Here is a 24059-nt window from a genome sequence, read left to right as displayed (position 1 = left end):
TTTTAATCACGGTGATCAAAAATGGAGGGGATAGGGTGGTCCGGTGGATTCATTGACCCGATGGTGGGATGGCGTCGAAGAGTGGCTGACGTCGTTGTCGTTCGTGCCGCAGATACTCGTCTGCGTGGCGATCGTCGTCCCGCTCGCCGTTGGCATCGCTGTGTTGATGAATGTGCTGGTAGATGCATCGTTTCGGCTCTTTGACCGCCGCGATTCCGCTGACGTCGATGGAGGGGAACGGTAATGCCGCGCTCGAAGGTGACAGTTGCGTTGATTGCTCTGGTTGTTTTGGTTGTCGTCGCCTGGTTCTTTTTGCGCTGAGTTGCCGTGACCGGTCCCCGAGGTGGTCGGGTTCACACGCCGAATTCTGGTGCTAGTGTTCCGCCTATGTCTGCAGCCAGTGGTTACCGCGTGCGCCATACGTTGGCGCTCATCGCGGTTGACTATCGCTGCGTTTTCGACGCTCTCTGTCGTTGAACGCCGTCTTGTTCGGGCGCTGAGCCCGCCGACTCGCTCTTCCATCACCTTCTGACCGTGAAACAAGGGGACACAACTATGCTTTTCCGATTCTCGCGCCATGCGCGGCCACGGGGGCGAAAGCGTTGGACAGACCTGTCCGTCGCCGGTTCGCTCACCGTGCTTGTCGTATCGGCGCTGGTGTTGTCGGGCTGCGGGGGCGGCTCGACAGATGAGCCCGGAGGCCAGGACATCTCCAGTGGTTCGCGGCATCTGAATCTCTATGCCTACGCGGTGCCGAAGATCGGCTTCGACGCGATCATCCCGGCGTTCCGCGATACACCCGAAGGTGAGGGCATCGGTTTCTCGGCTTCTTATGGAGCCTCGGGTGATCAGTCGCGCAAGGTCGCCCGCCGGGTGCCGGCCGATGTGGTCAACTTCTCGGTCGCGCCGGACATCACACGGTTGGTGAAAGCCGGTGTGGTGGACAAGGATTGGGCTGAGTTGTACCCCAACGGGAGCACCCCGTTCGGTTCGGTGGTGGCGTTGGTGGTTCGTGAGGGCAACCCCAAGAACATTCAGACCTGGGACGACCTGCTCAAGCCGGGCGTCCAGGTGGTCACACCGAACCCGGGCAGTTCGGGTTCGGCCAAATGGAACCTGCTGGCACCGTTCGCCGCGAAGAGCAAGGGTGGCGTCGACAAGCAGGCCGGCCTCGACTACGTCGCGGAACTCGTTCGCGATCACACCCGGATCCAGCCGAAGTCCGGACGTGAGGCCACCACGGCCTTCGAACAGGGCCAGGGCGATGTGCTGATCAGCTATGAGAACGAAGCGATCTTCCTCAAGAATCAGAACGCGACGTCCGAGCCCAGCCAGCGGGTCGACTACGTGATCCCCTCCGAGACCTTCAAGATCGAGAACCCGGTCGCGGTGGTGAACTTCAGTGAGGAGAAGGAAGCGGCCAACGCCTTCGTCAAATACCTGTTCACCCCTGCTGCGCAACGGATCTGGGCAGAGAACGGATTCCGTCCAGTTGATGAGTCGGTGATCGAGGAGACCAAGTCGCTTTTCCCGGGCGACATCGCCAAACTCTGGACGATCAAGGAATTGGGCGCTGTTCTCGGTGAAGGAACCGCTGCCAAGAACGACGGCAAAGACCTCAAAGGTTGGTCCGCAGTGGACAAGGCGCTGTTCGGCACATCGGGTGCCATCACCGAGATCTACAACGCCGGAGGCAAGGTATGACCAGCACTGAAGTATCAGCAGTGAAGCCGCCCCCCGCCGCCAGACCAACCAAGCGCACCTGGGGCAGCGTGGGCCCACTGAGCGTCGGCGTTGCGATGCTGTGGCTCACCGTGATCGTGCTCCTGCCGCTCGCCGCGATCACCAGCGAGGCGTTCGACGACGGGTGGAGTGGTTTCTGGGACGCCTTCACCGCCGAAGCGGCCATCGACACCCTCAAGATCACGGTTCTGGTCTCGCTGGTCGTCGCCCTGATCAACGTGGTGATGGGCACGATCATCGCCTGGGTGCTGGTCCGTGACGAGTTCCCGGGTAAGCGATTCGTCAATGCCCTGATCGATCTTCCGTTCGCTCTGCCGACGATCGTCGCCAGCCTCGTGCTGCTGTCGCTGTACGGCCCGAACAGCCCGATCGATATCGAACTCAATGCCACCAAGCCCGCGCTGGTCATCGCGTTGGCCTTCGTGACGCTCCCGTTCGTGGTGCGTCAGGTGCAGCCGGTGTTGATCGAGATCGACAAAGAGGTCGAGGAGGCCGCGGCCTCCCTCGGCGCCACCAACTGGGTGATCTGGTGGAGGATCATCTTCCCGGCTCTGGCCCCGGCGGTCCTGTCCGGTGCCGGCCTCGCCTTCACCCGTGCCATCGGTGAGTTCGGATCCGTCGTGCTGATCGGCGGCAACATCCCCGGCGATACGCAGGTTGCCTCGCAGTACATCCAGCAGCAGATCGAGATCGACTCACCCGTCGACGCTGCGACCGTCTCGGTGATGTTGCTGTTGATCGCGTTTGTGGTGCTGCTGGTACTACGCGTTGCGGGTCGTCGGACCTCACGCCGTGAGGAGATGAGCTCATGAAACTGTCTGCCTTCCCGCGTATCTCGTTGCGCATCATCGCGCTGCTCTATCTGTTCGTCCTGCTGGTGATCCCGGTCGGGCTCATCTTCTGGCGGTCCTTCGAACACGGCCTCGGCCAGTTCTGGGACTGGATCACCACCCCGGCCGCGATCTCGGCACTTCAGTTGAGTTTGTTGATCGTCGCGATTGTGGTGCCGCTCAACGTGATCTTCGGTGTGTTCACAGCACTGGCGCTGGCACGTGGTCGATTCCGTGGCCGCGGTGTGGTCGAGGCGATCGTCGATCTCCCGTTCGCTGTCTCACCGATTGTTGTCGGTGTGGCCCTGATCCTGCTGTGGGGTTACGGCGGTTGGTTCGGTGGTCTGGAGAGCCTGGGATTCCGGGTGATCTTCGGCCTGCCGGGCATGGTGCTCGCCACACTGTTCGTGACGCTGCCCTTTGTGGTCCGTGAGGTCGAGCCGGTGCTGCGTGAGATCGGTACCGAACAGGAAGAGGCCGCGGCAACACTCGGTGCCAATGGATGGCAGACGTTCTGGCGGATCACCTTGCCTGCCATCCGGTGGGGTCTGTCCTACGGCATCGTGTTGACCATTGCCCGTGCACTGGGTGAGTACGGCGCCGTGATCATGGTGTCGTCCAACCTGCCGGGTGTTTCGCAGACGCTGACCTTGCTGGTGTCGTCGCGGTACACCGACGACTACAACGAGTACGGCGCATATGCCGCCGCGACTCTGTTGATGATCATCGCAATCATCGTGTTGCTGCTGATGACCCTGGTCGGGCAGAGAACCGAAACCAATCAAATACCCCGCCGACGCGCGAGCAAAGAGGCCGATGCGTCCGTTGCCCCGGCTCCCACCAGCCCGAAAGCCCAGGAGAGTGAACTGGTATGACCATCTCGGTAATTGACGCGAACAAACGCTACGGAGATTTCGCCGCGCTCGACAACGTATCGATCGACATCCCGGTCGGCTCGCTGACCGCATTGCTCGGACCGTCCGGATCGGGCAAGTCGACACTCCTGCGGGCGATCGCCGGTCTCGACCAGCTCGACTCGGGAACCGTGCTCATCAACGGCGACGACGTCACCCGCGTGTCGCCGCAGAACCGCGATATCGGGTTCGTGTTCCAGCACTACGCCGCGTTCAAGCACATGACGGTGCGGGACAACGTCGCGTTCGGGTTGAAGATCCGTAAGCGCCCGAAGCCCGAGATCAAGAAGAAGGTCGACGAGCTGCTCGAGGTTGTCGGGCTGGCCGGCTTCCAAACCCGTTACCCGGCCCAGCTTTCGGGTGGCCAGCGTCAGCGGATGGCGTTGGCCCGGGCGCTTGCCGTCGACCCGAAGGTGCTCCTGCTCGACGAGCCTTTCGGTGCCCTCGACGCCAAGGTCCGCGAAGATCTGCGGGCGTGGCTCCGTCGTCTGCACGACGAGGTGCACGTGACCACCGTCCTGGTGACCCACGATCAGCAGGAGGCGCTCGACGTCGCCGATCGGATCGCGGTGCTCAACAAGGGGCGCATCGAGCAGATCGGCACTCCGTCGGATCTCTACGATCGTCCGGAGAATCAGTTCGTGATGTCCTTCCTCGGTTCGGTTGCCAAGCTCAACGGAGTTCTGGTGCGACCCCACGACATTCGGGTTGGTCGCACACCTGATCTGGCGTTGGAGACCGCCGGCAAGGCGGCTGCGGAGACAGGCGTCTTGAAGGCCAGGGTCAAGCGTGTGGTGTACCTGGGTTTCGAAGTTCGGGTGGAGTTCGAGAATCTCGCCACGCACGAGGACTTCCACGCGCAGATCACCCGCGGCGACGCGGCGGCACTGGGTCTGAACGAGGGCGAGGAGGTGTACGTGCGGGCCACCCACGTCCCTGAGGCCGCCCTCGCCTGATCCCGTACCCCCCGCAAACGCTCCACCTGTACGAAGACGCTCCACAAATTAGTGGAGCGTCTTCGTATTTCCGGAGCGTTTGCGGGTCAGGCGGCCGCGAGGCATTGGTCAGGTGGTCTGCAGGAACTCGGTGATGAGTTCGGCGGTGCGTTCGGGTTGATCGAGCATGATCAGGACGTAGGCGTCGTCGATCTCGACGAGTCGTCCTTGGGGGAGTAGGTCGACCAATCGGCGGCCGTGATCACGCGGCATCACCTTGGTCTCCGGTGCCCACAGCACCAACGCCGGACCGGTGAACTGACGCAGCTTCTCGGTGTTGGCGACCAACGTGGCTTTGTCGTAAGAGGTTCCGCGGCCATAGGCGAGTACGTCGCGGCGGACGTCGGCCGAGGCGAGGCCGGGATCGGTCCATGCGGTGATGATGTCGTCGGGGATGGGCTTCTTGGCCATCAGTCCGAGCACCATCGGGGTCCGGCGAAGGATCCGGCTGCGGAACTGACGAAGCGCGAACTTGATTCCGCCGGGCACCGTGGCCGCGAGGACGGCCATCTTTCCCGGGAATCCGGGAGGAAAGTTGTCGAATGCTTCGGCCGGGCAGATCACGAGGCGGCTCACCCGTTGTCCGGTCTGCAGTTCGGGTAAGAACAGGGGTCCGCCCCAGTCGCTGAGCACAACTGTTGCGTCCCGCAGGTCCAGCGCTGCCAGGAAGTCGGAGAGAACGCCGACCATCCCGGGCATGGTCAGGTCGGCGTCGGGCTTCATCGGGATGCGATGGCTGCCGAGGGGTAGAACCGGCAGCAGATATCGAAATGTGTTGGGTAGCAGTGGTAATACCAGGTCCCACTGGTGGTCGTTCATGAGCAGGCCGTGGGTGAACACCACCGGCGGCCCGTGCGGATCGCCGGCCTCCCGGTATTCGATGGTGCCGGCGGTCAGTTCGACGTTCTCCATCAGGATCTCCTAGAGCGTTCGTTCTAGAGCGACTGTTCTAGTATGGAATGCAGGAGGTTCGGATGGCAAGGGGTACCCGCGAGACAATCTTGACGGCCGCTGTCGAACTCATGCGTGTCCACGGTTACGCGGCACTGAGCATGAAGCAGATAGTGGTGTCGTCGGGTGCGCCGATCGGCTCGATCTACCACCACTTTCCAGAGGGCAAGGCGCAGATCGCGAGGGAAGCGCTGATCAATTCCGGGGTCGCCTACGCTGCGGTCATTCCCATGGTGATGGCCGACCAATCGGAGTTGGGTGCCGGGATCAGGGCGGCGTTTACCCAGGCCGCCGATGACATGGAGCTGACGGGATACGCGAACATGTGCCCGGTGTCGACCGTCGCCGGAGAGGTAGCCAACGCCGACGAATCATTGCGGCTGGCTGCGGCATCGGTATTCGGTGATTGGATCACGCTCGGGCGCATGTACTTTCAGGGTCGCGGTCTGGACGAAGATCTCGCCGAAGAAGTCGTCACCGCAATCATCTGCTCGCTCGAGGGTGCGTTCGTGATGGCACGAACGATGCGAAGCAAGGCGCCGTTGCTCGCGGCCGGTCGGGCGCTGTCGGGAACGTACGACGGAATTCCGCTCCTGCCCGTGCCATCTGGCGCCCAAACGCTCCACTAATACAAGGATGCTCCACAAATATGTGGAGCATCCTTGTATTAGTGGAGCGTTTGCGGGGGAGCGGGGCGGGGCGGGGTGTCAGACGTAGACGCGGGAACCAGTGGGGAGTGCGGCGCGGTAGCGGTCGCAGACGACGTCGATCAGGGCCGGGTGAGCTCCGAGTGGTCCGGCGATCTGGGCGCCGGGGGCCAGGTTGTCGACGGCGTTGTCGAACCGTTCGGTCAGCAGCCCTGCCGACAGGAAATACGGGCTGACGACGATGCGACGGGCACCCTCGCCGTGCAGCGTGTCGATGGCTGCGCGCAGGTTGCGGTTGTCCTCGCCCAAGCGGGTGGCGAACACGAGTTGCACCATCGGTGTACCGATTTCGAGTGCAAGCTCGGTGGCGCGGCGCCGGACGGCGTCGTCGGCCGCGGTGTCACTGGATCCGACCGCGGTCATCAGGACGCCGTCGGTGGGTCGCAGGCCGACCTGATCGAGTCGCTGCGTCAACGCGGTGATGATCCGGGGGTCACCGCCAAGGGTCGGCAACTGGCGGACCGTCAGAGTCGGGTTCGCGGCGCAGGCCTGTTCGACCAGCGCGGGCAGGTCGACCTTGCTGTGGAATGCCTCCGACAGCAGCAGCGGTGCCAGCAGAACCTCGCCGCTGCAGCCGGCCAGAACCTGCGACACCGTGGGGGTGTTCAGGTCGAGATAGGCCAGCCGGACATCCACGTCGCGCAGGCGGGCGCGGACGGCCGCGGTGATCCGCTCCACAGTGGCCGCGAACCGGGGATCGCGGCTACCGTGGGCAGCAAGAACCAGTGTTGTCACACAAGCTCTTTCAGGTGCAACGTGGACAGGGCGTCACCCACCAGGCCGGCGCCGAGAGTGTTGCCACCCTGCGGATCGATCAGCAGGAAGCTGCCGGTCTCGCGGTTGGTGTTGTAGTCGTCGGCACTGACCGGCTGTGCGGTCTGCACCGAGATGCGACCGATCTGGTTCAGCTCCAGCGAATCCGGTGATTCACGCAAGACCAGTTCCTGCTCGTCGAAGAGCACTTCGAGTTCGCCGACGATGGCCTGGGTGGTGCGGGCCCCGTGCTTGAGTAGCAGTCGCGCGCCGGGACGCAGCGGCTTGTCTCCCAGCCAGCAGACCGTTGCGCTGAACTGTGAGATCGGTTCGGGCGCGTCGGCAACGGCGGCGATGACATCGCCGCGGGATACATCGACGTCCTCGGCGAGGATGAGGGTGATGCTGCGGCCGGTGTGTGCCGATTCGAGCGAACCGTCCGCCGTGTCGATTCGTTCGACCGTGGTGCGGGTGCCGGACGGCAGGATCACCACCTCGTCACCGACGGTCACGCGGCCGGCGGCGACCTGACCGGCATAGCCGCGGTAGTCCGGGTATTCCGCTGTGCGCGGCCGGATCACGTACTGGACCGGGAACCGGAACCCGACCGGCTTGCGATCCTCGCTGGCAGGTACCGATTCCAGGTGCTCGATCAGCGTGGGGCCGTTGTAGTACGGCGTCTTGTCTGATCGGATGGCCACGTTGTCACCGTGCAGCGCGGACACCGGGATGGACACGACGCGTTCGGCGCTCCAGCCGAGCGACGTTGTCATGTCGGTGAATTCGGTGCGGATCTCGTTGAAGACCTTCTCGGGGTCGTCGACGAGGTCGATCTTGTTGACCGCCAACACCAATCGGGGTACACCGAGCAGTGCCATCACTGCGGCGTGGCGACGGGTCTGCGAGATGACACCCTTGCGGGCGTCGACAAGCAGGATCACCAGTCCGGCGGTGGAGGCGCCCGAGACGGTGTTGCGGGTGTATTGCACGTGTCCGGGGGTGTCGGCCAGAACAAACGACCGGGTCGGAGTGGCGAAGTAGCGGTAGGCGACATCGATGGTGATGCCCTGCTCGCGCTCGGCGCGTAGACCGTCGACCAGTAGCGACAGGTCGGGCTGGTCGAGACCGCGGTCCACCGACGCCCGGGTGACGGCGTCGATCTGGTCGGCCAGAACCGATTTGGTGTCGTAGAGCAACCGGCCCACCAGGGTGGACTTGCCGTCGTCGACGCTGCCTGCTGTTGCCAGTCGGAGCAGATCAGTAGCGTGATTCATCAGAAGTAGCCTTCTCGTTTGCGGTCTTCCATGGCGGCTTCGGACACGCGGTCGTCGCCGCGGGTGGCTCCGCGTTCGGTGAGTCGGGAAGCGGCGACCTCGGCCAGCACGGCTTCGTTGTCGGTGGCGTCGGACAGAACCGCGCCGGTGGTGGAGCCGTCGCCCACGGTCCGGTAACGAACCGAAAGGGTCTGCAGCTCTTCGCCTTCGGCCGGACCGCCCCAGACGCCCGGGGTCATCCACATACCGTCACGTGAGTAGACCTCACGCTGATGGGCGTAGTAGATCGACGGGAGGAGTACCTGCTCGCGGGCGATGTAACGCCAGACGTCGAGTTCGGTCCAGTTGGACAGCGGGAACACCCGGACGTGCTCACCCGGTGCGTGCTTGCCGTTGTAGAGGTTCCACAGCTCGGGGCGCTGACGCTTCGGATCCCACTGGCCGAATGCGTTGCGGAGCGAGAAGATCCGCTCTTTGGCGCGGGAGCGCTCCTCGTCGCGGCGGGCGCCACCGAAGACCGCGTCGAAGCGGTTCTCGGTGATGCCGTCGAGCAGTGGCACCGTCTGCAGCGGGTTGCGGATGCCGTCGGGCCGCTCGGTGAGCCGGCCGTCGGCGAGGTAGTCCTCGACCTTTGCGACGTGCAGACGCAGGTTGTGGCGGGCCACCACGTCGTCGCGGAACGCCAAGACCTCGGGCAGGTTGTGCCCGGTGTCGACGTGCAGTAGCGAGAACGGCAGCGGGGCCGGCCAGAAGGCCTTCAGGGCAACGTGCAGCAGGACGGTGGAGTCCTTGCCTCCGGAGAAGAGGATCACCGGACGCTCGAACTCTCCGGCGACCTCACGGAAGATGTGGATCGCCTCGGACTCGAGGGCGTCGAGAGTGGTGAACTCATCGGCGGTTTCGACGGGCAGGGTGTCGGCGGGCAGGGTGTCGACAGGGAAAGTGTTGGTGCTCTGTTCGATGGTCATGAGGCGTGCAACCCGCATTCTGTTTTGGCCAGACCGGCCCAGCGGCCGCTTCGTGGATCGGCACCGGCAATCGGCTTGCTGGTGCAGGGCGCGCATCCGATGGATGGATAGCCCTCGTCGACAAGGGGATTGACGAGTACGCCGTTGGTGTCGATGTAGTCCTGGAACTGCTCGTCGGTCCAGGCGGCCAGCGGATTGATCTTCACCAGACCGAAGGCATCGTCGAACGAGATCAGTGGGGCATCGGCCCGGGTGGGGGATTCGACCCGGCGGATTCCGCTGACCCAGGCCCGGTAACCCGAGAGCTCCCGCTTCAGCGGCACCACCTTGCGAAGGCGGCAGCATTCAGCGGGGTTGGTGGCGAACAGGTTGCGTCCCACGATGGCGTCCTGCTCGGCCACGCTCTGCTCGGCCACCGCATTGACGATCTCGACGCCGTACACCTGCTCGACCGCATCGCGCGTTCCGATGGTCTCGGCGAAGTGATAGCCGGTGTCGAGGAAGAGCACCTTGAGCTTGTTCCCGCCGAGCTGCTCGGAATCGATCGCGCCCGCCGCAACATCGATCAGGACGGCATCCTGCATGTTCGACGCGACCAGGAAGTCGCTGCCGAATGTGTCTGCGGTCCAACGGAACAGATCCTGCGCGGAGGCATCGGGACCAAGTTCTGCGGCGCCGGCCTGGGCCAGCTCACGCAATTCCGCTTCATTACGAACTGCGGTACTCATCGCAAATCCTCCTCATCGGCACGGATCGCCCACTGGGCGAAGCGTTCCCCTTCATTGCGTTCCTTGACGAAGTTGCGGACAACCCGCTCCATGTAGTCACCGATATCGGTTGAGAGCACCTTGTGCTGGCGCAGCTTTCGGCCGAATGCGGAATCTTGCCCGAGGCTGCCACCGAGGTGAACCTGGAAACCCTCGACCGTCTTGCCCGCGTCGTCTTCGACGAGCATGCCCTTGAAGCCGATGTCGGCGATCTGGGCGCGGGCGCAGGAGTTGGGGCAGCCATTGATGTTGACCGTGATCGGCACGTCGAGCTGGTCGTTGATGTCGGCCAGCCGCGTTTCGAGCTCGGGAACCAAGATCTGCGAACGCTTGCGGGTCTCGGTGAACGAGAGCTTGCAGAACTCGATGCCCGAGCAGGCCATCAGGTTGCGACGCCACGGTGACGGGCGGGCCTCGAGGCCGTGCTGTGACACCTCTTCGATGAGCTGCTCGACCTTGTCGTCGGGGACGTCGAGGACAACCAGCTTCTGGTACGGCGTGAACCGGACACGGTCGGAGCCGGCGCGCTGCGCGGCATCGGCGACTGCGGTCAGTTTGGTACCGGAGACGCGGCCGGCGATGGCGGCGAACCCGACCGAGTTCAGGCCGTTCTTGAGCCGCTGAACGCCGATGTGATCACGAGGGGCGGTCAGCGGTGTGGGCGCCGGTCCGTCGATCAGCTTGCGGCCCAAGTACTCGTCTTCGAGAACCTGACGGAACTTTTCGATGCCCCAGTCCTTGATCAGGAACTTCAGGCGCGCCTTGGTGCGCAGTCGGCGGTAGCCGTAGTCGCGGAAGACCGAGACGACGCCTTCCCAGACGTCGGGGACCTCGTCGAGCGGGATCCACGCGCCGACCCGCTGCGCGAGCATCGGGTTGGTCGAAAGGCCGCCGCCGACCCAGAGGTCGAGTCCGGGACCGTGTTCGGGATGGTTGACACCGATGAACGCGATGTCGTTGATCTCGTGGGCGACGTCCTGCAGGCCGGAGATCGCGGTCTTGAACTTGCGGGGCAGGTTCGAGTATTTCGGATCGCCGATGTAGCGGCGGACGATCTCGTCGATCGCGGGAGTGGGGTCGAGGACCTCGTCGAGCGCTTCACCCGCGAGCGGGGATCCCAGGATGATGCGGGGGCAGTCGCCGCAGGCTTCGGTGGTCTTGAGTCCGACGGCCTCGAGGCGGCTGAAGATCTCCGGGACGTTGCGGATGTCGATCCAGTGGTACTGAACGTTCTCCCGGTCGGAGAGATCGGCGGTGTCGCGGCCGAACTCCGTCGACAGTTGGCCGACGGTACGCAGCTGCTCGGTGGTCAGCGCACCGCCGTCGCACCGCACCCGGAGCATGAAGTGCTTGGCCTCGAGGATGTCGATGTTGTCGTCACCGGTCCAGGTGCCGTCGTAGCCCTCGGCGCGTTGGGTGTAGAGCCCCCACCAGCGCATCCGGCCACGCAGATCCTGCTTGTCGATGGAGTCGAAGCCCTGTTTGGAGTAGATGTTCTCGATCCTGGCCCGAACGTTGAGCGGGTTGTCGTCTTTCTTGACCTGCTCGTTGGGGTTCTGCGGTTCGCGGTAGCCGAGCGCCCACTGACCTTCTGCCCGGCGTTTGGTGGGACGCGCGCGGCGCTGCGGCGGCTTTCCGGGGGCGTCGGTCGTCGACGTCATGATGCTCCTGTCTGACGGATCCATTCAGGGCAGCGCTGGGCATGTGCCGATGGCACCCGAATGATCCTGCGAAATGAAGTGAGGGGGAAGCCGTGAGTGGCACGTATGAGAACCCGGTGCGATCCCGGACTGCGGGACGCGAAGCGGACGTGCTGGTTACATGCGACACAGCGCGCTGCATGCGCGCTTGAGATCAATGTGCCGCCGCATTGCGAGCCACACCCCTTGAGAAGTCACGTCGCCCATAGTGCCACGGCCCCCCTCGATGCGTCTACTTGGGCTTACTTCGACTCATGCTGAGTGGAAGTCGGCCGGTCGGATTGTTTCGCCTTCAAATCAGAGTCAACAACCCGTGAGGAGGAGTCATTCCGAGGTGGAAGCTTTCCATTGCGCATGTCGCGGCTCCATTGCACGGCGGCGAGGATGACTTTGATCCCCACCCCGACAACGATGAGGTTGAGCACCATCTGGACGCTGACCACGGCACGGGAGACATCGACGGCGGCGGTGATGTCACCGAAGCCGACGGTCGCGAAGACCGAGAGCGTGAAGTAGAGCGCACTCATCCGCGAAAGTTCTTCGGTGAACTGGTCCGGATTGTTGTCCGACAACATGAAGTAGCCCAGCGAGAACGCAAGCAGGTAGATCGGCACGATGATCGCCAGGGCTTCGATGGCGTGAACGGCCGGGACGTGCGATCTCAGTATCTTACCTACCTGCCAGACCGCGGTGATCGTCGCGATGACCAGGAATGCGATCACGATCAACAGCCCGGCCCAGTCGCTGAACCTGTCCCAGGGGAAAACGAAGTAGGCGACGAGGTAGGCCAGAACAGTGATCACCGACCGCACCAGCGCCCAGACGAACATGGTCGTCGGCCAGTCCGGTTTGGTGGCCTCGTGCGCACCAGCCCTCCGTGCGTCCACCACAGGCGTGCCCGGCCCGCCTGTGCCAGACCCGCCTGTGTCCGACTCGTCTGTGGTTGGCATGGCATGACCCCTGTCGCGTGAAGTCGTCCTGAGTTTGTTGTGACCAGCGTGCCTGGGATGATCGTTTTACGATGGAAAACTTTCTGATTCCGCAGTCCAGTAGTGCCACACCGCTGGGGCTCTACATCCACGTGCCATTCTGTGCCACGCGCTGTGGGTACTGCGACTTCAACACCTATACCCCTGGTGAGCTGGGCAGTGCCTCGTCGCCGGACCAGTGGATGACCGCGCTGGACGGAGAGCTGGAGATGGCCGCCCGGCAGTTGACTCCGGTGCGTCCGGTCTCGACGATATTTGTCGGCGGCGGCACGCCCTCGCTCCTCGGTGCGGCCGGGCTCGCACAGGTCTTGACGTCGGTGCGGAACTACTTCGACATCGCCGACGGCGCCGAGATCACCACCGAGTCCAACCCGGAGTCGACATCACCGGAGTTCTTTTCCGGAATCGCGGCGGCCGGGTTCAACCGGGTGTCACTCGGAATGCAGTCTGCCGCAAGCCATGTGCTCGCGGTCCTCGATCGCACCCACACCCCCGGCCGGGCGGTGACCGCCGCGCGGGAAGCACGCGCCGCCGGGATCGAGCACGTCAATCTCGACCTGATCTACGGGACGCCGGGTGAACGGGATGAGGATCTGGCGCTGTCGCTGGACGCAGTCCTGGAGGCAGGCGTCGATCACGTCTCGGCCTATGCGCTCATCGTCGAAGACGGGACGGCGCTGGCCCGGCGGATTCGGCGAGGCGATCTGCCTGCTCCCGACGACGATGTGCTGGCCAGTCGGTACGAGATGATCGATTCGCGGCTCACCGCGGCGGGGATGCGTTGGTACGAGGTGTCGAACTGGGCCCGACCCGATGTCGCGGGCGCCGAGTGCCGTCACAATCTCGGTTACTGGGACAGCGCGGACTGGTGGGGTGCCGGGCCCGGCGCGCATTCGCACGTGGCCGGGGTCCGCTGGTGGAATCACAAGCATCCGGCCAGGTACGCGGCCGCAGTGGCCGCCGGCGACCTGCCGGTGGCAGGCAGTGAGGAACTGACCCCCGAGGATCAGCACACCGAGACGGTGATGCTGACCGTTCGGCGATCGAGTGGGTTGCCGTGGACCGAACTGGACGCCGGTGAGCAGTCCCGGGCTCGTCAGGCGATTGCCGACGGACTCATCGAGTTGGTCGGCGATGACCTGGTTCTGACCAACCGTGGTCGGCTACTCGCGGACGGCGTCGTCCGAAACCTGTTGGCGGGGTAGGTAGATCATTTGTGCTGTCCATGTTCTCCGGATTGGCCGAGGCGGCGGAGAGATGGTCGAGGTCGAGTAGTCGGGCATGGATGACGTTCCGGTTCCGGAGCGCTGACCGCACGGCCCGGTGCAGTCCGTCCTCGAGGTAGATCTCTCCGTGCCATTGCACGGCGTGCGCGAACAGGTCGCCGTAGAAGGTCGAATCCTCGGACAACAGCTTGTCCAGGGCGAGCACGGTGGTGACGGTTGTCAGTTGGTCGAGCCGGAGTTGCCTCGGTGGGATCTTGGCCCAGTCGCGGATCGACAGCTGATGGTCCGGATACGGTTTGCCGTCGCGGACGCCCTTGAAAATCACCGGTTCACCGTAACCGGTATCGGTCGCCGTAGACTGGTCAAACGCCGTGAGGGCGAATACGTCCCTCACCGAACACGCAAACGCCAACGTGAGGGCTGGAGGTGACCGCTCGTGTCGAGCACTGAGGACCGTCGTTTCGAGGTTCTGCGCGCGATCGTGACCGACTACGTCGCCACGCAGGAACCGATCGGATCCAAGGCGCTGGTCGATCGTCACCATCTCGGTGTGTCGAGTGCCACAGTCCGGAACGACATGGCGGTACTCGAGGCCGAGGGCTACATCACGCAGCCGCACACGAGTTCGGGGCGAGTGCCAACGGACAAGGGTTACCGGTTGTTCGTCGACCGGATCAGCGAGGTCAAGCCGATCTCGAAGATCGAGCGCCGCGCGATCCTGAGCTTCCTCGACTCCGGCGTCGATCTCGATGACGTGCTGCGGCGTTCGGTGCAATTGCTGGCGCAGCTGACCCGCCAGGTGGCGGTGATCCAGTACCCGGTGCTCTCGTCGTCGGCGGTACGCCATCTCGAGGTGGTCTCGCTGACACCGTCCCGGTTGTTGCTGGTGGTGATCACCGACACCGGACGGGTGGAACAGCGCATCGTCGATCTCGGTGATGACCTGGGCGACCGCGACATCGCCCAGCTGCGGGACATGTTCTCGGCGGCCCTGAACGGACAGCGACTCGATGTCGCCTCGCATGCAGTGGCCGAACTGGCCAACCAGGCGCCCGAAGATCTCCGCCAGCCGTTCATCCGGGTGGCCACGGTGCTGGTCGAGACCCTGGTGGAACGGTCCGCCGACCGGTTGGTGCTCGGTGGCACATCGAACCTCGCCCGTGCCGCCGCTGACTTCGCGCCGATGGCAGGCGCGATGGGTTCGGTGCTCGAGGCACTCGAGGAGCAGGTGGTGGTCCTCAAACTGCTGGCTGCCACCCAGAACACCGGAACCGTGACGGTTCAGATCGGTGAGGAGACCCGCGAGGAGAACCTGAGAGGTACGGCGGTGGTTTCGACCGGGTACGGTGCCTCGGGAACAGTATTCGGCGGGCTCGGAGTCCTGGGCCCGACTCGGATGGACTACCCGGGAACAATTGCCTCGGTCGCGGCCGTTGCCAGATATGTCGGCGAGGTTCTCGCCGACCGATGACGTGCAACGAAGCACATTGACCAATAAACAGAGATATTCCGGACACCGGTTGGGTGAACTTCCGGAACTGAAGAGAGAACGGATAACGCATCGCCGTGGCACGTGATTACTACGGGATTCTGGGCGTCGAACGGGGTGCCACTGATCAGGAGATCAAGCGCGCGTACCGCAAATTGGCACGTGAGCTGCACCCCGACGTCAATCCCGACGAGTCCGCCCAAGCCCGATTCCAGGATATTTCGGCCGCATATGAGGTGCTGACCGATCCGGAGAAGCGCCGCATCGTCGACGCCGGTGGTGACCCGCTGGCATCGGCCGGTGCAGGTGGCTACGGCGGTTTCGGCAACGGTGGATTCAGCGGTGGCCTCGGTGACGTGTTCGAGGCGTTCTTCGGCAACGCCGGCGGCGGTTCCGGGCGTGGACCACGCGGACGAGTGCAGGCCGGGTCGGATGCGTTGCTGCGGATGAAGCTCGACCTCGACGAGTGTGCGGCCGGGGTCAGCAAAGAGGTCAACGTCGACACGGCCGTGCTGTGTGACGTGTGTACCGGATCGGGTACCAACGGTGACAGCAAGCAGGTCACCTGTGCGACCTGTCAGGGTGCCGGTGAGATCCAGTCGGTCCAGCGCTCGTTCCTCGGCCAGGTCATGACGTCGCGACCATGCCCCACCTGCAACGGTGCAGGCGAGACCATTCCCGACCCCTGCCACAAGTGTGGCGGCGACGGACGTGTCCGGGCCCGGCGCAAGCTGACGGTCAAGATCCCGGCCGGTGTCGGCGACGGGATGCGCGTGCGCCTGGTCGGGCAGGGTGAGGTCGGACCCGGTGGCGGACCTGCCGGTGACCTGTACGTCGAGGTTGTCGAAGTACCGCACAGTGTGTTCGTCCGTGACGGCGACGACCTGCACTGCACCGTGCGGGTGCCGATGGTCGATGCGGCCCTTGGTGGCGAGCTGGAGATCGACACGGTCCTGGGTGGATCCACCAAGGTGACCATCGAACCGGGCACGCAGCCAGGCCAGGTCTCGAAGGTTCGCGGACAGGGCATGCCCCATCTGCACACCGGCGTGCGAGGCACACTCCACGTGCATCTCGATGTCGTGGTGCCCACTCGCCTCGATGCGCAGCAGACCGCGAAACTCAAGGAATACCGCAAGCTCTCGGAGAATGATCAGATCGAGCTGGTGAACAGCGAATCGTCCAACACCGGCGGATTGTTCTCGCGCCTGCGCAACGCATTCGCCGGGCGCTGACACCGCAGCGATGAGCCCACCGCTGTTCTGGGTCGACCATGTGCCGGACGCAGGCAACGACGTCCTCCTTGATGGAGACGAAGGACGGCATGCCGTCACCGTCACCAGAGTTGTTGTCGGCGAACGGATCATCCTCGGCGACGGTGCCGGGATGACCGGGCTGTGCGAGGTGATCGCCACCGAGGGCAAGTCGGCGCTGCATGCCCGGGTCCTGGAAACCGTTGCCACCCCGTCACCTGTTCCCCGGGTGACGGTGGTTCAGGCGCTGCCCAAATCCGAACGGTCCGAACTCGCCGTCGATCTCGCCACCGAGGCCGGCGCCGACGAGATCGTGCCCTGGCAGAGTGCCCGTTGCGTCGCCAGATGGGTTGGGCCGAAGGCTGACAAGGGTGTGGCCAAGTGGAGGTCGGCGGCGATTGCGGCCGCCAAACAGAGTCGCCGGGCCCACATTCCGCACATCGCCCCGCTGGCCCGGACCAGTGACGTGCGATCGATGGCCTCCGACGTCGTCGTGCGCGGGGGTGTGGTTGCGGTACTCCATGAATCCGCGACCACCAGCCTGCGTTCGCTGGAACTCGATGTTCCCGAGATCATGCTCGTGGTGGGTCCCGAAGGCGGACTTGATGATTCCGAGATCGACGATCTGACCGCCGTCGGCGCCACGGCAGTGCTGCTCGGCCCGGAGGTGTTGCGCACGTCGAGTGCGGCCGCGGTGGCACTCGGTGCGATCGGTGCCCTCACGTCGCGGTGGGAGGTGCGCTCCCGGTGGTGAACTCCGTCAAACGGGTGAAAGTCGCCTATGGGGAACGTAATTCACAGTTCGGTCATGTCTACCTGCCGCAGATTCCGGTGCCGGGTTCGGTGCCGGTGATCGTGCTCATCCACGGCGGGTTCTGGAGCACCGAGTTCGCGCTCACCATCGAGACCGCGGTCGCGCGTGATCTGGCCGCACGCGGCGCGGTGGTCTGGAACATCGAGTACCGCCGCGTCGGCGAGGACGGTGGGGGCTGGCCACGCACCGGCAACGATGTGATCGCCGCGATCTCCGCACTCGATGCACCGGTCCGCTATGCGCTGCCCGAGGAGATCCTGAGCAGGATCGACTGGTCGAAGGTCAGCGTCATCGGGCACTCGGCGGGTGGGCAGCTGGCCGTCTGGGCAACCGCGCGGCTCGGCGCCCGAACCAGGAAGTCGGCCATCTCCACCGTCATCGCCCAGGCCGCGCCCTTGGACCTCCAGGTTCGTGAACGCACGTCCCGTCCGTCCCTGCGGGCGTTGATGGGCGGTTCGATCACCGATTTCCCGGCTCGATATGCCGATGCCTCGCCGGTGGACCAGCCGGTCTTCGGAGCACACGTGGTGGCCATCCATGGAACCGAGGACACTGCGGTCCCGGTCGAGGTCAGCCGCGACTACGTACGTCGCGCCGGTGCGGCCGGTCAGTCGGCCGAGCTGATCGAGGTCGCAGGTGAGGGGCACGACGTGTTCGTCGATCCGCGGAGCCGGGGGCATCGCGAAACGGTCCGGGTGCTCGGGATATGAGGGCCTCGACAACGCGATATGAGGGTCTTGACAGGACGCGAAATATTGATGTGAATCGCGGCGTTTGATGGACGTAGAATCAAAGCACCGACAAATCTGGCAGAGCAGGAGAAATACTTTTCGTGAGTGATGACAACAGCGCGATCCGGGCGCGGAGCGGCGCGGCTGGAAGCAAGGCGCCTGGCGCGGTGATCTCGACAATCGAAGTGTCGCCCGATGTCATCTTCGGACTGCTCGGTGCCGGTGACCAAAACCTCAAAGAACTCGAATCGCATCTCGCCGCAGACATTCATGTCCGGGGCAACGCCGTCACATTGACCGGGGTGTCTGCCGACATCGCGCTCGCCGAGCGGGTGCTCTCGGAACTGGTGTCGGTGGTCCGTCGGGGCACCCAGTTGAACCCTGACCTGGTCCGGCACAGCGTGCGTATGCTGACCGACGGTTCCGGACAGTCGCCTGCCGAGGTCCTGAGCCTGGACATCATCTCGCGCCGTGGCAAGACGATCCGCCCGAAAACGCTCAACCAGAAGCACTATGTCGACGCCATCGACAAGAACACGATCGTGTTCGGGATGGGGCCTGCCGGTACCGGCAAGACGTACCTGGCGATGGCCAAGGCCGTGCAGTCGTTGCAGAACAAAGAGGTCAGCCGCATCATCCTGACCCGTCCCGCGGTCGAAGCGGGCGAGCGGCTGGGGTTCTTGCCCGGCACGCTGCACGAGAAGATCGACCCGTACCTGCGTCCGCTGCATGATGCGCTGCACGACATGATGGATCCCGAGGCCATTCCCAAGCTGATGGAAGCCGGTGTCATCGAGGTGGCGCCGCTGGCATACATGCGTGGCCGCACACTGAACGACGCCTTCATCATTCTCGACGAGGCCCAGAACACCACGGCCGAGCAGATGAAGATGTTCCTGACCCGCCTCGGGTTCGGGTCCAAGATCGTGGTGACCGGCGACGGTACGCAGATCGACCTCCCCGCCGGTGGCTCCGAGAGCGGGCTGCGCGCTGCCGCCCGCATCCTCGAAGGCATCGACGACATCCACTTCTCGCACATGACCAGCGCCGACGTGGTCCGGCACCGACTGGTGTCCGACATTGTCGACGCGTACGGGCGCGCCGAGGCCGCCAACGAGTTGCACGGAAACCGCGCCCAGCGCCGTGCCGGAAATGGGCGACACCGATGAGGATCCCGGCTTTGAGTTTGTCAGTTCACGCGAGGCGACGACGCCGAAGTACCCCCGGCGACGCCAGGAGGCGGGCATGAGCATCGAGGTGGCCAACGAATCCGGTATCGAGGTGCCGGAGGAGATGCTGATCGACGTCGCGACGTTCGCGCTCGGCCGCATGGACGTGCACCCGGCAGCAGAGCTGTCGATGGTGTTGGTGGACAACGAGACGATGGCAGAGCTGCACATGCGGTGGATGGATCTGCCAGGGCCCACCGACGTGATGAGTTTCCCGATGGACGAACTCAGTCCAGGTGGACGGCCAGATACGGCCGGACCCGGTCCGTCGATGCTCGGCGACATCGTGCTCTGCCCGGAGTTCGCGGCCGAGCAGGCCACCAACGCACGGCACTCCACCGATCACGAACTGTCGGTGCTGACCGTGCACGGCGTGCTGCATCTCCTCGGTTTCGATCATGCCGAGCCCGAGGAAGAGAAGTTGATGTTCGGACTCCAGGGCCAGATCATCGAAGAGTGGTACGACGACCGCCGGTCGCGCGCGCGCGCCGCCCGTGTTGCCGAGCGTGACGCAAAGCTTTTGAACAACATCGGGTTCGGAGAAGACAAACCGGCTGGGGAGAGCTGATCACCGGTGCTTTCTGACTTGTTGCCGCTGCTTGCTGCGGTGGCGCTGGTGCCCATAGGCGGACTTTTTGCCGCTGTCGACAATGCTCTGATGACCGTCTCCCCGGCGCGGGTGGACGATCTGGTGAAGGACGGCCGCCCCGGCGCCCGACGGTTGCGGGAGGTGCTGTCCGCCCGGCCGAAGTACGTGGCATTGACAGTGCTGCTGCGTATCACGGCCGAGACCGCGGCCACCGTGGCCGCGGCCGTCTACGCGATGGACAAGCTCGGAACCGCCTGGGGCGTCGTGGTCGTGGTTGCGGGCATGGCGGTGATCAATTACGTCGTGATCGGTGTCGGGCCGCGGACCCTGGGTGCGCAGCATGCCTATTCGATCGCGGTGAACTCGGCGGCAGTATTGCAGGCCATCGGCGTACTCCTGACGCCGCTGACCAGACTTCTCATCACACTCGGTAACGCCATCACGCCCGGTAAGGGTTTCCGCAACGGCCCGTTCGCGACCGAGGTCGAGCTGCGTGAGGTCGTCGACATGGCCGAACTCACCGGTGTGGTCGCGGCCGGGGAACGCAAGATGATCCAGTCGGTTTTCGACCTCGGCGACACCAGCGCTCGTGAGGTGATGGTTCCGCGCGGTGAGATGGTGTGGATCGAGTCCACCAAATCTGCCGCGCAGGCGATTTCGCTCGCCGTGCGCTCCGGACATTCCCGTCTTCCGGTGATCGGTGAGAGCCCGGACGACGTACTCGGTGTCGTGTACCTCAAAGACCTTGTCCAGCGCCTGCTTCCGCCTGCGCAGCCGTCTGCTGTCGAGGTGCGGGAGTTGATGCGTGCGCCGGAGTTCATCCCCGATTCCAAGCCACTCGACAAGGTCCTCGCCGACATGCAGCGCAGCCACAACCACATGGCGGTGCTGGTCGATGAATACGGCGGCGTCGCCGGTCTGCTGACCATCGAGGATGTGCTCGAGGAGATCGTCGGTGAGATCAACGACGAATACGACAGCGATGAGGTACCGCCCATCGAACCGCTCGAGGACGGGTCCGGCGGTTACCGGGTGTCGTCACGACTTCCGGTCCAGGACCTCGCAGAACTACTTGATGTCGAGATCGACGAGGACGACGTCGAAACCGTCGGTGGTCTTTTCGGGCTCGTGCTCGGCCGGGTGCCGCTGCCCGGTGCGACCGTCGAAATGCACGGCCTGCGGCTGGTTGCCGAAGGCGGACCCAACCGGCAGGGCCGCGTTCGCATCGCGTCCGTGGTGGTCCACAAGATCCCCGAAAAAGAGCTCGAAAAGAAGAAAAAGCGCAAGAAGAAGCGGGACAGCGCACCGGATTCTGACGAGTCCGACACGAAACAGGTTGAGCAGGCCGACAACTCGCCGGAGATCACGGAACGTTCCGATCGGCACGAGGAGGCCTCATGACGTCTGAACCGGTTGAATCGGAACTTGATGCCGAAGACAACAAGCTGCTGACCCTGGCCCGCGGTGCGATGGCCCGGGCCGGTGCGACCTCCGGGGCCGCGGTCCGCGACTCCGACGGACGTACTTATGCGGCCGGACCTGTTGAACTTGCCGCACTACAACTCTCGGCGCTCCAGGTGGCCATCGCGATGGCGCTCGCCAGCGGTGCAGAAGGACTCGAAGCGGGGCTGCTTGTCGGCGGTCCCGCGACTACCGGGGGTCGTGCAGACACGGACCCCGGACTGGCGGCGCTGACTGAAGTGAGCTCGTCGGCGTACGCGATCGTCGCGGACGCAGGAGGCGGGAACCCGCGTCGATTGGATCAACGATGACAGCTCAGTCCGAAGATTTCCGTTCCGGTTTCGTGTGTTTTGTGGGCCGTCCCAACACCGGCAAGTCGACGCTGACGAATGCTCTGGTCGGCGAGAAGATCGCGATCACCTCCAGTCGTCCGCAGACCACCCGCCACACCATCCGCGGCATCGTCAATCGTGATGACGCACAGCTGATCCTGGTGGACACCCCCGGCCTGCACCGGCCGCGGACGCTGCTCGGCAAACGCCTGAACGATCTGGTGCGCGACACCTACTCCGAAGTCGACGCGATCGGTTTCTGCGTCCCCGCCGACGAGAAGATCGGGCCCGGCGACCGGTGGATCGCGGAGCAACTGCGGGAGATGGCACCCAAGACACCCGTGGTCGGCCTGGTCACCAAGATCGACAAGGTCAAGCCCGAACGCATTGCGCAGCAACTGATGGCACTGTCGGAGCTCCTCGGGCCCGACAGCGAGATCATTCCTGTCTCCGCCACCAAGGGCAAACAACTCGACGTACTCATCGACGTCCTGCGCGGGCTGATGGAGCCCGGTCCGGCGTTCTATCCGGACGGTGAACTCACCGACGAACCCGAGACCGTACTGATGGCCGAGTTCATCAGGGAGGCAGCGCTCGAAGGCGTCCACGACGAATTGCCGCACTCTCTGGCCGTGGTGATCGAGGAGATCGTCGAACGCGAACGCCGCGACGATCAGATCCCGATGGTCGACGTCCACGCCATCCTGTACGTCGAGCGGAGCAGCCAAAAAGGCATCATCATCGGCAAACAGGGTGCCCGCCTCAAGGAGGTCGGCACAGTGGCCCGAAAGCAGATCGAAAAGATGCTCGGCGCCAAGGTCTACCTCGATCTCCACGTGAAGATCGCGAAGGACTGGCAGCGGGATCCCAAACAAATGGGGCGCCTCGGCTTCTGACCGGTCGGCGATTCGCAGCCACGACCCGGTACCGGCAGGGTTGAATTGGCGGTATGACGGAACCCGGACAGCCGGAAGGCAAACACGAACTTCCGCCAGGGTCGCTCGACGCCGGCCTTGCGGCGGAGTTGCGGTCGTGGAAGCTGTGGACCTTTCCGGTAACTGTTGTGGTGCTGGTGATGGGCCTGCTCGGGTTCATGTACATGGCGCCGGTGGTCAATCCGGAAAAGTACCTCGACGACTTTCCGATCGTGGTGGTCGACGCCGACACCGGGGCCCTGCAACCCGGCACCACCGATGAGATGCAATATCTGGGCAAAGAGCTGATCGCAGGCCTCAAGGCCGGCGTCGACGAGCAATATCCGGGTAAGTTCGATCTGCAGGTCGTCGACCGCCAGACCGCGCTCGATCGGCTCGACAATGCGAAGGCGTACGGAGCGATAGTCGTACCCGCCGACTTCAGTTCGGCCAGCTTTGCGTTTCTCGGTTCGGCGATCGGCGACACCGAGGTCCCGCAGCCCGTGATCGAGGTGTTGACGAACCCGGGAGCGGGTGCGTTCACCGTGCAGATCGCCACGTTGTTCTTCAATCAGGCGATGGAGCAGGTGAACACCCAGTTCGGCGAGAGGCTGACTGCCGCACTCGTCGAACAGACCGATGCGGCCGGCGTCAAGGTCACCGGCGCCAGTCTGACCGCCATCAGCAAACCGATCGATATCAAGGCCTCGGAGGCGAACCCGCTTCCGGACTCTGCCGGCAGAGGTCTGACTGCTTTCTACCTCGGGTTGCTGCTGATCCTGGCCGGTTTCACCGGAACGATGATCGTCTCCGCCATCGTCGACGGCAGACTCGGGTTCGCGCCGCTCGAGATAGGACCGTTCTACCGGTTGCGCGAACGCTTACCGTCCTCGCGGCTCGGGACGATGGTGATCAAGTGGTCGGCGATGTTCCTTGTCGCGATCATCGTTTCGGGGTTTTACGTACTGATCTGCGAGTGGGTGGGTATGTACACACCCAACAAGATGGCGCTGTGGATGTTCGGGGTGCTGGTGATCACCGGCATCGGTGTCCTCGCCAATGCGATCCTGGCGATCTTCGGTAACGCCGGCCTGATCATCAATCTGATCTACTTCGTCATCCTCGGCATACCCTCTTCAGGTGGCACGGTGCCGTTGGAGGCGGTGCCCGGGTTCGTCCGCGGGTTGGCCGTGGTGGAACCGTTGCACCAGGCATTCGTGGGATTGCGTTCGATCCTGTACTTCGATGCGAATGTCGATGCCGGTCTGTTCGAGGCCGTTGTCATGTTCGTGATCTTCACCCTGGTCGGACTGATCGCCGGGCCGATCGCCTGCATCTTGTATGACCGCAAGGGGCTGATCCGTCGTCCACCGGAGCCGGCCGCTCACCCGGGAGTCCACGAAGCAGTGTGATCAGAAATCCGGGGCAGG

26 protein-coding genes are annotated in these 24059 nt (G+C 64.1%); 18 read left to right on the top strand and 8 right to left on the bottom strand.

Annotated elements, in window-relative coordinates:
• Positions 1-43: 43 nt before the first annotated feature.
• The 6 genes from AC1TQG_RS00530 to AC1TQG_RS00505 all read left to right on the top strand — a co-directional run bounded on the left by AC1TQG_RS00530 (position 44) and on the right by AC1TQG_RS00505 (position 4443).
• Positions 44-244 (top strand): hypothetical protein, encoded by a 201-nt coding sequence (locus AC1TQG_RS00530; RefSeq protein ID WP_482135011.1) that lies wholly within the window; start codon positions 44-46, stop codon positions 242-244.
• A 143-nt stretch (positions 245-387) separates the two neighbouring features.
• Entirely contained in the window at positions 388-477 is a 90-nt protein-coding gene (locus AC1TQG_RS00525; protein WP_482135010.1) for an Ms4533A family Cys-rich leader peptide, read from the top strand.
• 78 nt (positions 478-555) lie between these two features.
• Complete coding sequence (locus AC1TQG_RS00520; protein WP_482135009.1) at positions 556-1704, top strand: sulfate ABC transporter substrate-binding protein; 1149 nt, start codon at positions 556-558, stop codon at positions 1702-1704.
• Positions 1701-2555 carry a sulfate ABC transporter permease subunit CysT gene (gene cysT / locus AC1TQG_RS00515; protein ID WP_482135008.1) on the top strand — a complete coding sequence of 285 codons (855 nt, stop codon included), beginning with the start codon at positions 1701-1703 and terminating at the stop codon, positions 2553-2555. The genes AC1TQG_RS00520 and cysT overlap by 4 nt, the downstream gene beginning before the upstream one ends.
• Positions 2552-3448 (top strand): sulfate ABC transporter permease subunit CysW, encoded by an 897-nt coding sequence (gene cysW / locus AC1TQG_RS00510; protein WP_482135007.1) that lies wholly within the window; start codon positions 2552-2554, stop codon positions 3446-3448. The genes cysT and cysW overlap by 4 nt, the downstream gene beginning before the upstream one ends.
• Entirely contained in the window at positions 3445-4443 is a 999-nt protein-coding gene (locus tag AC1TQG_RS00505) for a sulfate/molybdate ABC transporter ATP-binding protein (protein ID WP_482135006.1), read from the top strand. The genes cysW and AC1TQG_RS00505 overlap by 4 nt, the downstream gene beginning before the upstream one ends.
• Positions 4444-4551: 108 nt before the next feature.
• Here AC1TQG_RS00505 and AC1TQG_RS00500 read toward each other — a convergent pair whose 3' ends face one another.
• On the bottom strand, positions 4552-5394 hold the full coding sequence (locus AC1TQG_RS00500) for an alpha/beta fold hydrolase (protein WP_482135005.1): 843 nt from the start codon (positions 5392-5394) through the stop codon (positions 4552-4554).
• A 62-nt stretch (positions 5395-5456) separates the two neighbouring features.
• Between AC1TQG_RS00500 and AC1TQG_RS00495 the strand changes: the two genes are divergently transcribed.
• A complete protein-coding gene (locus tag AC1TQG_RS00495) occupies positions 5457-6062 on the top strand; it encodes a TetR/AcrR family transcriptional regulator (protein ID WP_482135004.1) in 606 nt (201 codons plus the stop codon).
• A gap of 78 nt (positions 6063-6140) precedes the next feature.
• On the opposite strand, the gene AC1TQG_RS00490 is transcribed toward AC1TQG_RS00495, so the two are convergent.
• From AC1TQG_RS00490 to AC1TQG_RS00465, 6 genes are all read right to left on the bottom strand, one after another.
• Complete coding sequence (locus AC1TQG_RS00490) at positions 6141-6875, bottom strand: sirohydrochlorin chelatase (RefSeq protein ID WP_482135003.1); 735 nt, start codon at positions 6873-6875, stop codon at positions 6141-6143.
• Positions 6872-8167 carry a sulfate adenylyltransferase subunit 1 gene (locus AC1TQG_RS00485; protein WP_482135002.1) on the bottom strand — a complete coding sequence of 432 codons (1296 nt, stop codon included), beginning with the start codon at positions 8165-8167 and terminating at the stop codon, positions 6872-6874. Before AC1TQG_RS00485 ends, AC1TQG_RS00490 begins: the two co-directional genes overlap by 4 nt.
• The gene (cysD, locus tag AC1TQG_RS00480; protein WP_482135001.1) at positions 8167-9135 is read right to left on the bottom strand and encodes a sulfate adenylyltransferase subunit CysD; all 969 of its coding nucleotides are present in this window, start codon (positions 9133-9135) and stop codon (positions 8167-8169) included. The genes AC1TQG_RS00485 and cysD overlap by 1 nt, the downstream gene beginning before the upstream one ends.
• Complete coding sequence (locus AC1TQG_RS00475; RefSeq protein WP_482135000.1) at positions 9132-9863, bottom strand: phosphoadenylyl-sulfate reductase; 732 nt, start codon at positions 9861-9863, stop codon at positions 9132-9134. The genes cysD and AC1TQG_RS00475 overlap by 4 nt, the downstream gene beginning before the upstream one ends.
• Positions 9860-11563, bottom strand: coding sequence for a nitrite/sulfite reductase (locus AC1TQG_RS00470; RefSeq protein ID WP_482134999.1), 1704 nt, complete (start codon positions 11561-11563; stop codon positions 9860-9862). The genes AC1TQG_RS00475 and AC1TQG_RS00470 overlap by 4 nt, the downstream gene beginning before the upstream one ends.
• A gap of 281 nt (positions 11564-11844) precedes the next feature.
• A complete protein-coding gene (locus AC1TQG_RS00465) occupies positions 11845-12552 on the bottom strand; it encodes a potassium channel family protein (RefSeq protein WP_482134998.1) in 708 nt (235 codons plus the stop codon).
• Between the two features lie 71 nt (positions 12553-12623).
• Between AC1TQG_RS00465 and hemW the strand changes: the two genes are divergently transcribed.
• Positions 12624-13796: a radical SAM family heme chaperone HemW gene (gene hemW, locus AC1TQG_RS00460; RefSeq protein WP_482134997.1), complete on the top strand. Its 1173-nt coding sequence runs from the start codon at positions 12624-12626 to the stop codon at positions 13794-13796.
• Here the strand turns inward: hemW and AC1TQG_RS00455 are convergent.
• Positions 13708-14142 carry a type II toxin-antitoxin system VapB family antitoxin gene (locus AC1TQG_RS00455; protein WP_482134996.1) on the bottom strand — a complete coding sequence of 145 codons (435 nt, stop codon included), beginning with the start codon at positions 14140-14142 and terminating at the stop codon, positions 13708-13710. The two genes, hemW and AC1TQG_RS00455, sit on opposite strands and share 89 nt — an antisense overlap.
• Before the next feature lie 111 nt (positions 14143-14253).
• Between AC1TQG_RS00455 and hrcA the strand changes: the two genes are divergently transcribed.
• From hrcA to AC1TQG_RS00405, 10 genes are all read left to right on the top strand, one after another.
• Positions 14254-15288: a heat-inducible transcriptional repressor HrcA gene (gene hrcA / locus AC1TQG_RS00450; RefSeq protein WP_482134995.1), complete on the top strand. Its 1035-nt coding sequence runs from the start codon at positions 14254-14256 to the stop codon at positions 15286-15288.
• Between the two features lie 95 nt (positions 15289-15383).
• Positions 15384-16541 carry a molecular chaperone DnaJ gene (gene dnaJ / locus AC1TQG_RS00445; protein ID WP_482134994.1) on the top strand — a complete coding sequence of 386 codons (1158 nt, stop codon included), beginning with the start codon at positions 15384-15386 and terminating at the stop codon, positions 16539-16541.
• Positions 16542-16551: 10 nt separating this feature from the next.
• Complete coding sequence (locus tag AC1TQG_RS00440; protein WP_482134993.1) at positions 16552-17313, top strand: 16S rRNA (uracil(1498)-N(3))-methyltransferase; 762 nt, start codon at positions 16552-16554, stop codon at positions 17311-17313.
• Positions 17307-18083: an alpha/beta hydrolase family protein gene (locus tag AC1TQG_RS00435; RefSeq protein WP_482134992.1), complete on the top strand. Its 777-nt coding sequence runs from the start codon at positions 17307-17309 to the stop codon at positions 18081-18083. The genes AC1TQG_RS00440 and AC1TQG_RS00435 overlap by 7 nt, the downstream gene beginning before the upstream one ends.
• Positions 18084-18205: 122 nt before the next feature.
• Positions 18206-19273, top strand: coding sequence for a PhoH family protein (locus AC1TQG_RS00430; RefSeq protein WP_482134991.1), 1068 nt, complete (start codon positions 18206-18208; stop codon positions 19271-19273).
• Between the two features lie 76 nt (positions 19274-19349).
• Entirely contained in the window at positions 19350-19901 is a 552-nt protein-coding gene (gene ybeY, locus AC1TQG_RS00425) for an rRNA maturation RNase YbeY (RefSeq protein ID WP_482134990.1), read from the top strand.
• A 6-nt stretch (positions 19902-19907) separates the two neighbouring features.
• Positions 19908-21323: a hemolysin family protein gene (locus AC1TQG_RS00420; protein ID WP_482134989.1), complete on the top strand. Its 1416-nt coding sequence runs from the start codon at positions 19908-19910 to the stop codon at positions 21321-21323.
• Positions 21320-21694 (top strand): cytidine deaminase, encoded by a 375-nt coding sequence (locus AC1TQG_RS00415; RefSeq protein WP_482134988.1) that lies wholly within the window; start codon positions 21320-21322, stop codon positions 21692-21694. Before AC1TQG_RS00420 ends, AC1TQG_RS00415 begins: the two co-directional genes overlap by 4 nt.
• Positions 21691-22611 (top strand): GTPase Era, encoded by a 921-nt coding sequence (era, locus tag AC1TQG_RS00410; RefSeq protein ID WP_482134987.1) that lies wholly within the window; start codon positions 21691-21693, stop codon positions 22609-22611. The genes AC1TQG_RS00415 and era overlap by 4 nt, the downstream gene beginning before the upstream one ends.
• Positions 22612-22664: 53 nt before the next feature.
• Complete coding sequence (locus AC1TQG_RS00405) at positions 22665-24041, top strand: YhgE/Pip domain-containing protein (RefSeq protein ID WP_482134986.1); 1377 nt, start codon at positions 22665-22667, stop codon at positions 24039-24041.
• Positions 24042-24059 lie beyond the last annotated feature (18 nt).

The organism is Williamsia sp. Y844, from assembly GCF_056786475.1.
This window is presented reverse-complemented; position numbering and strand designations above follow the sequence as displayed.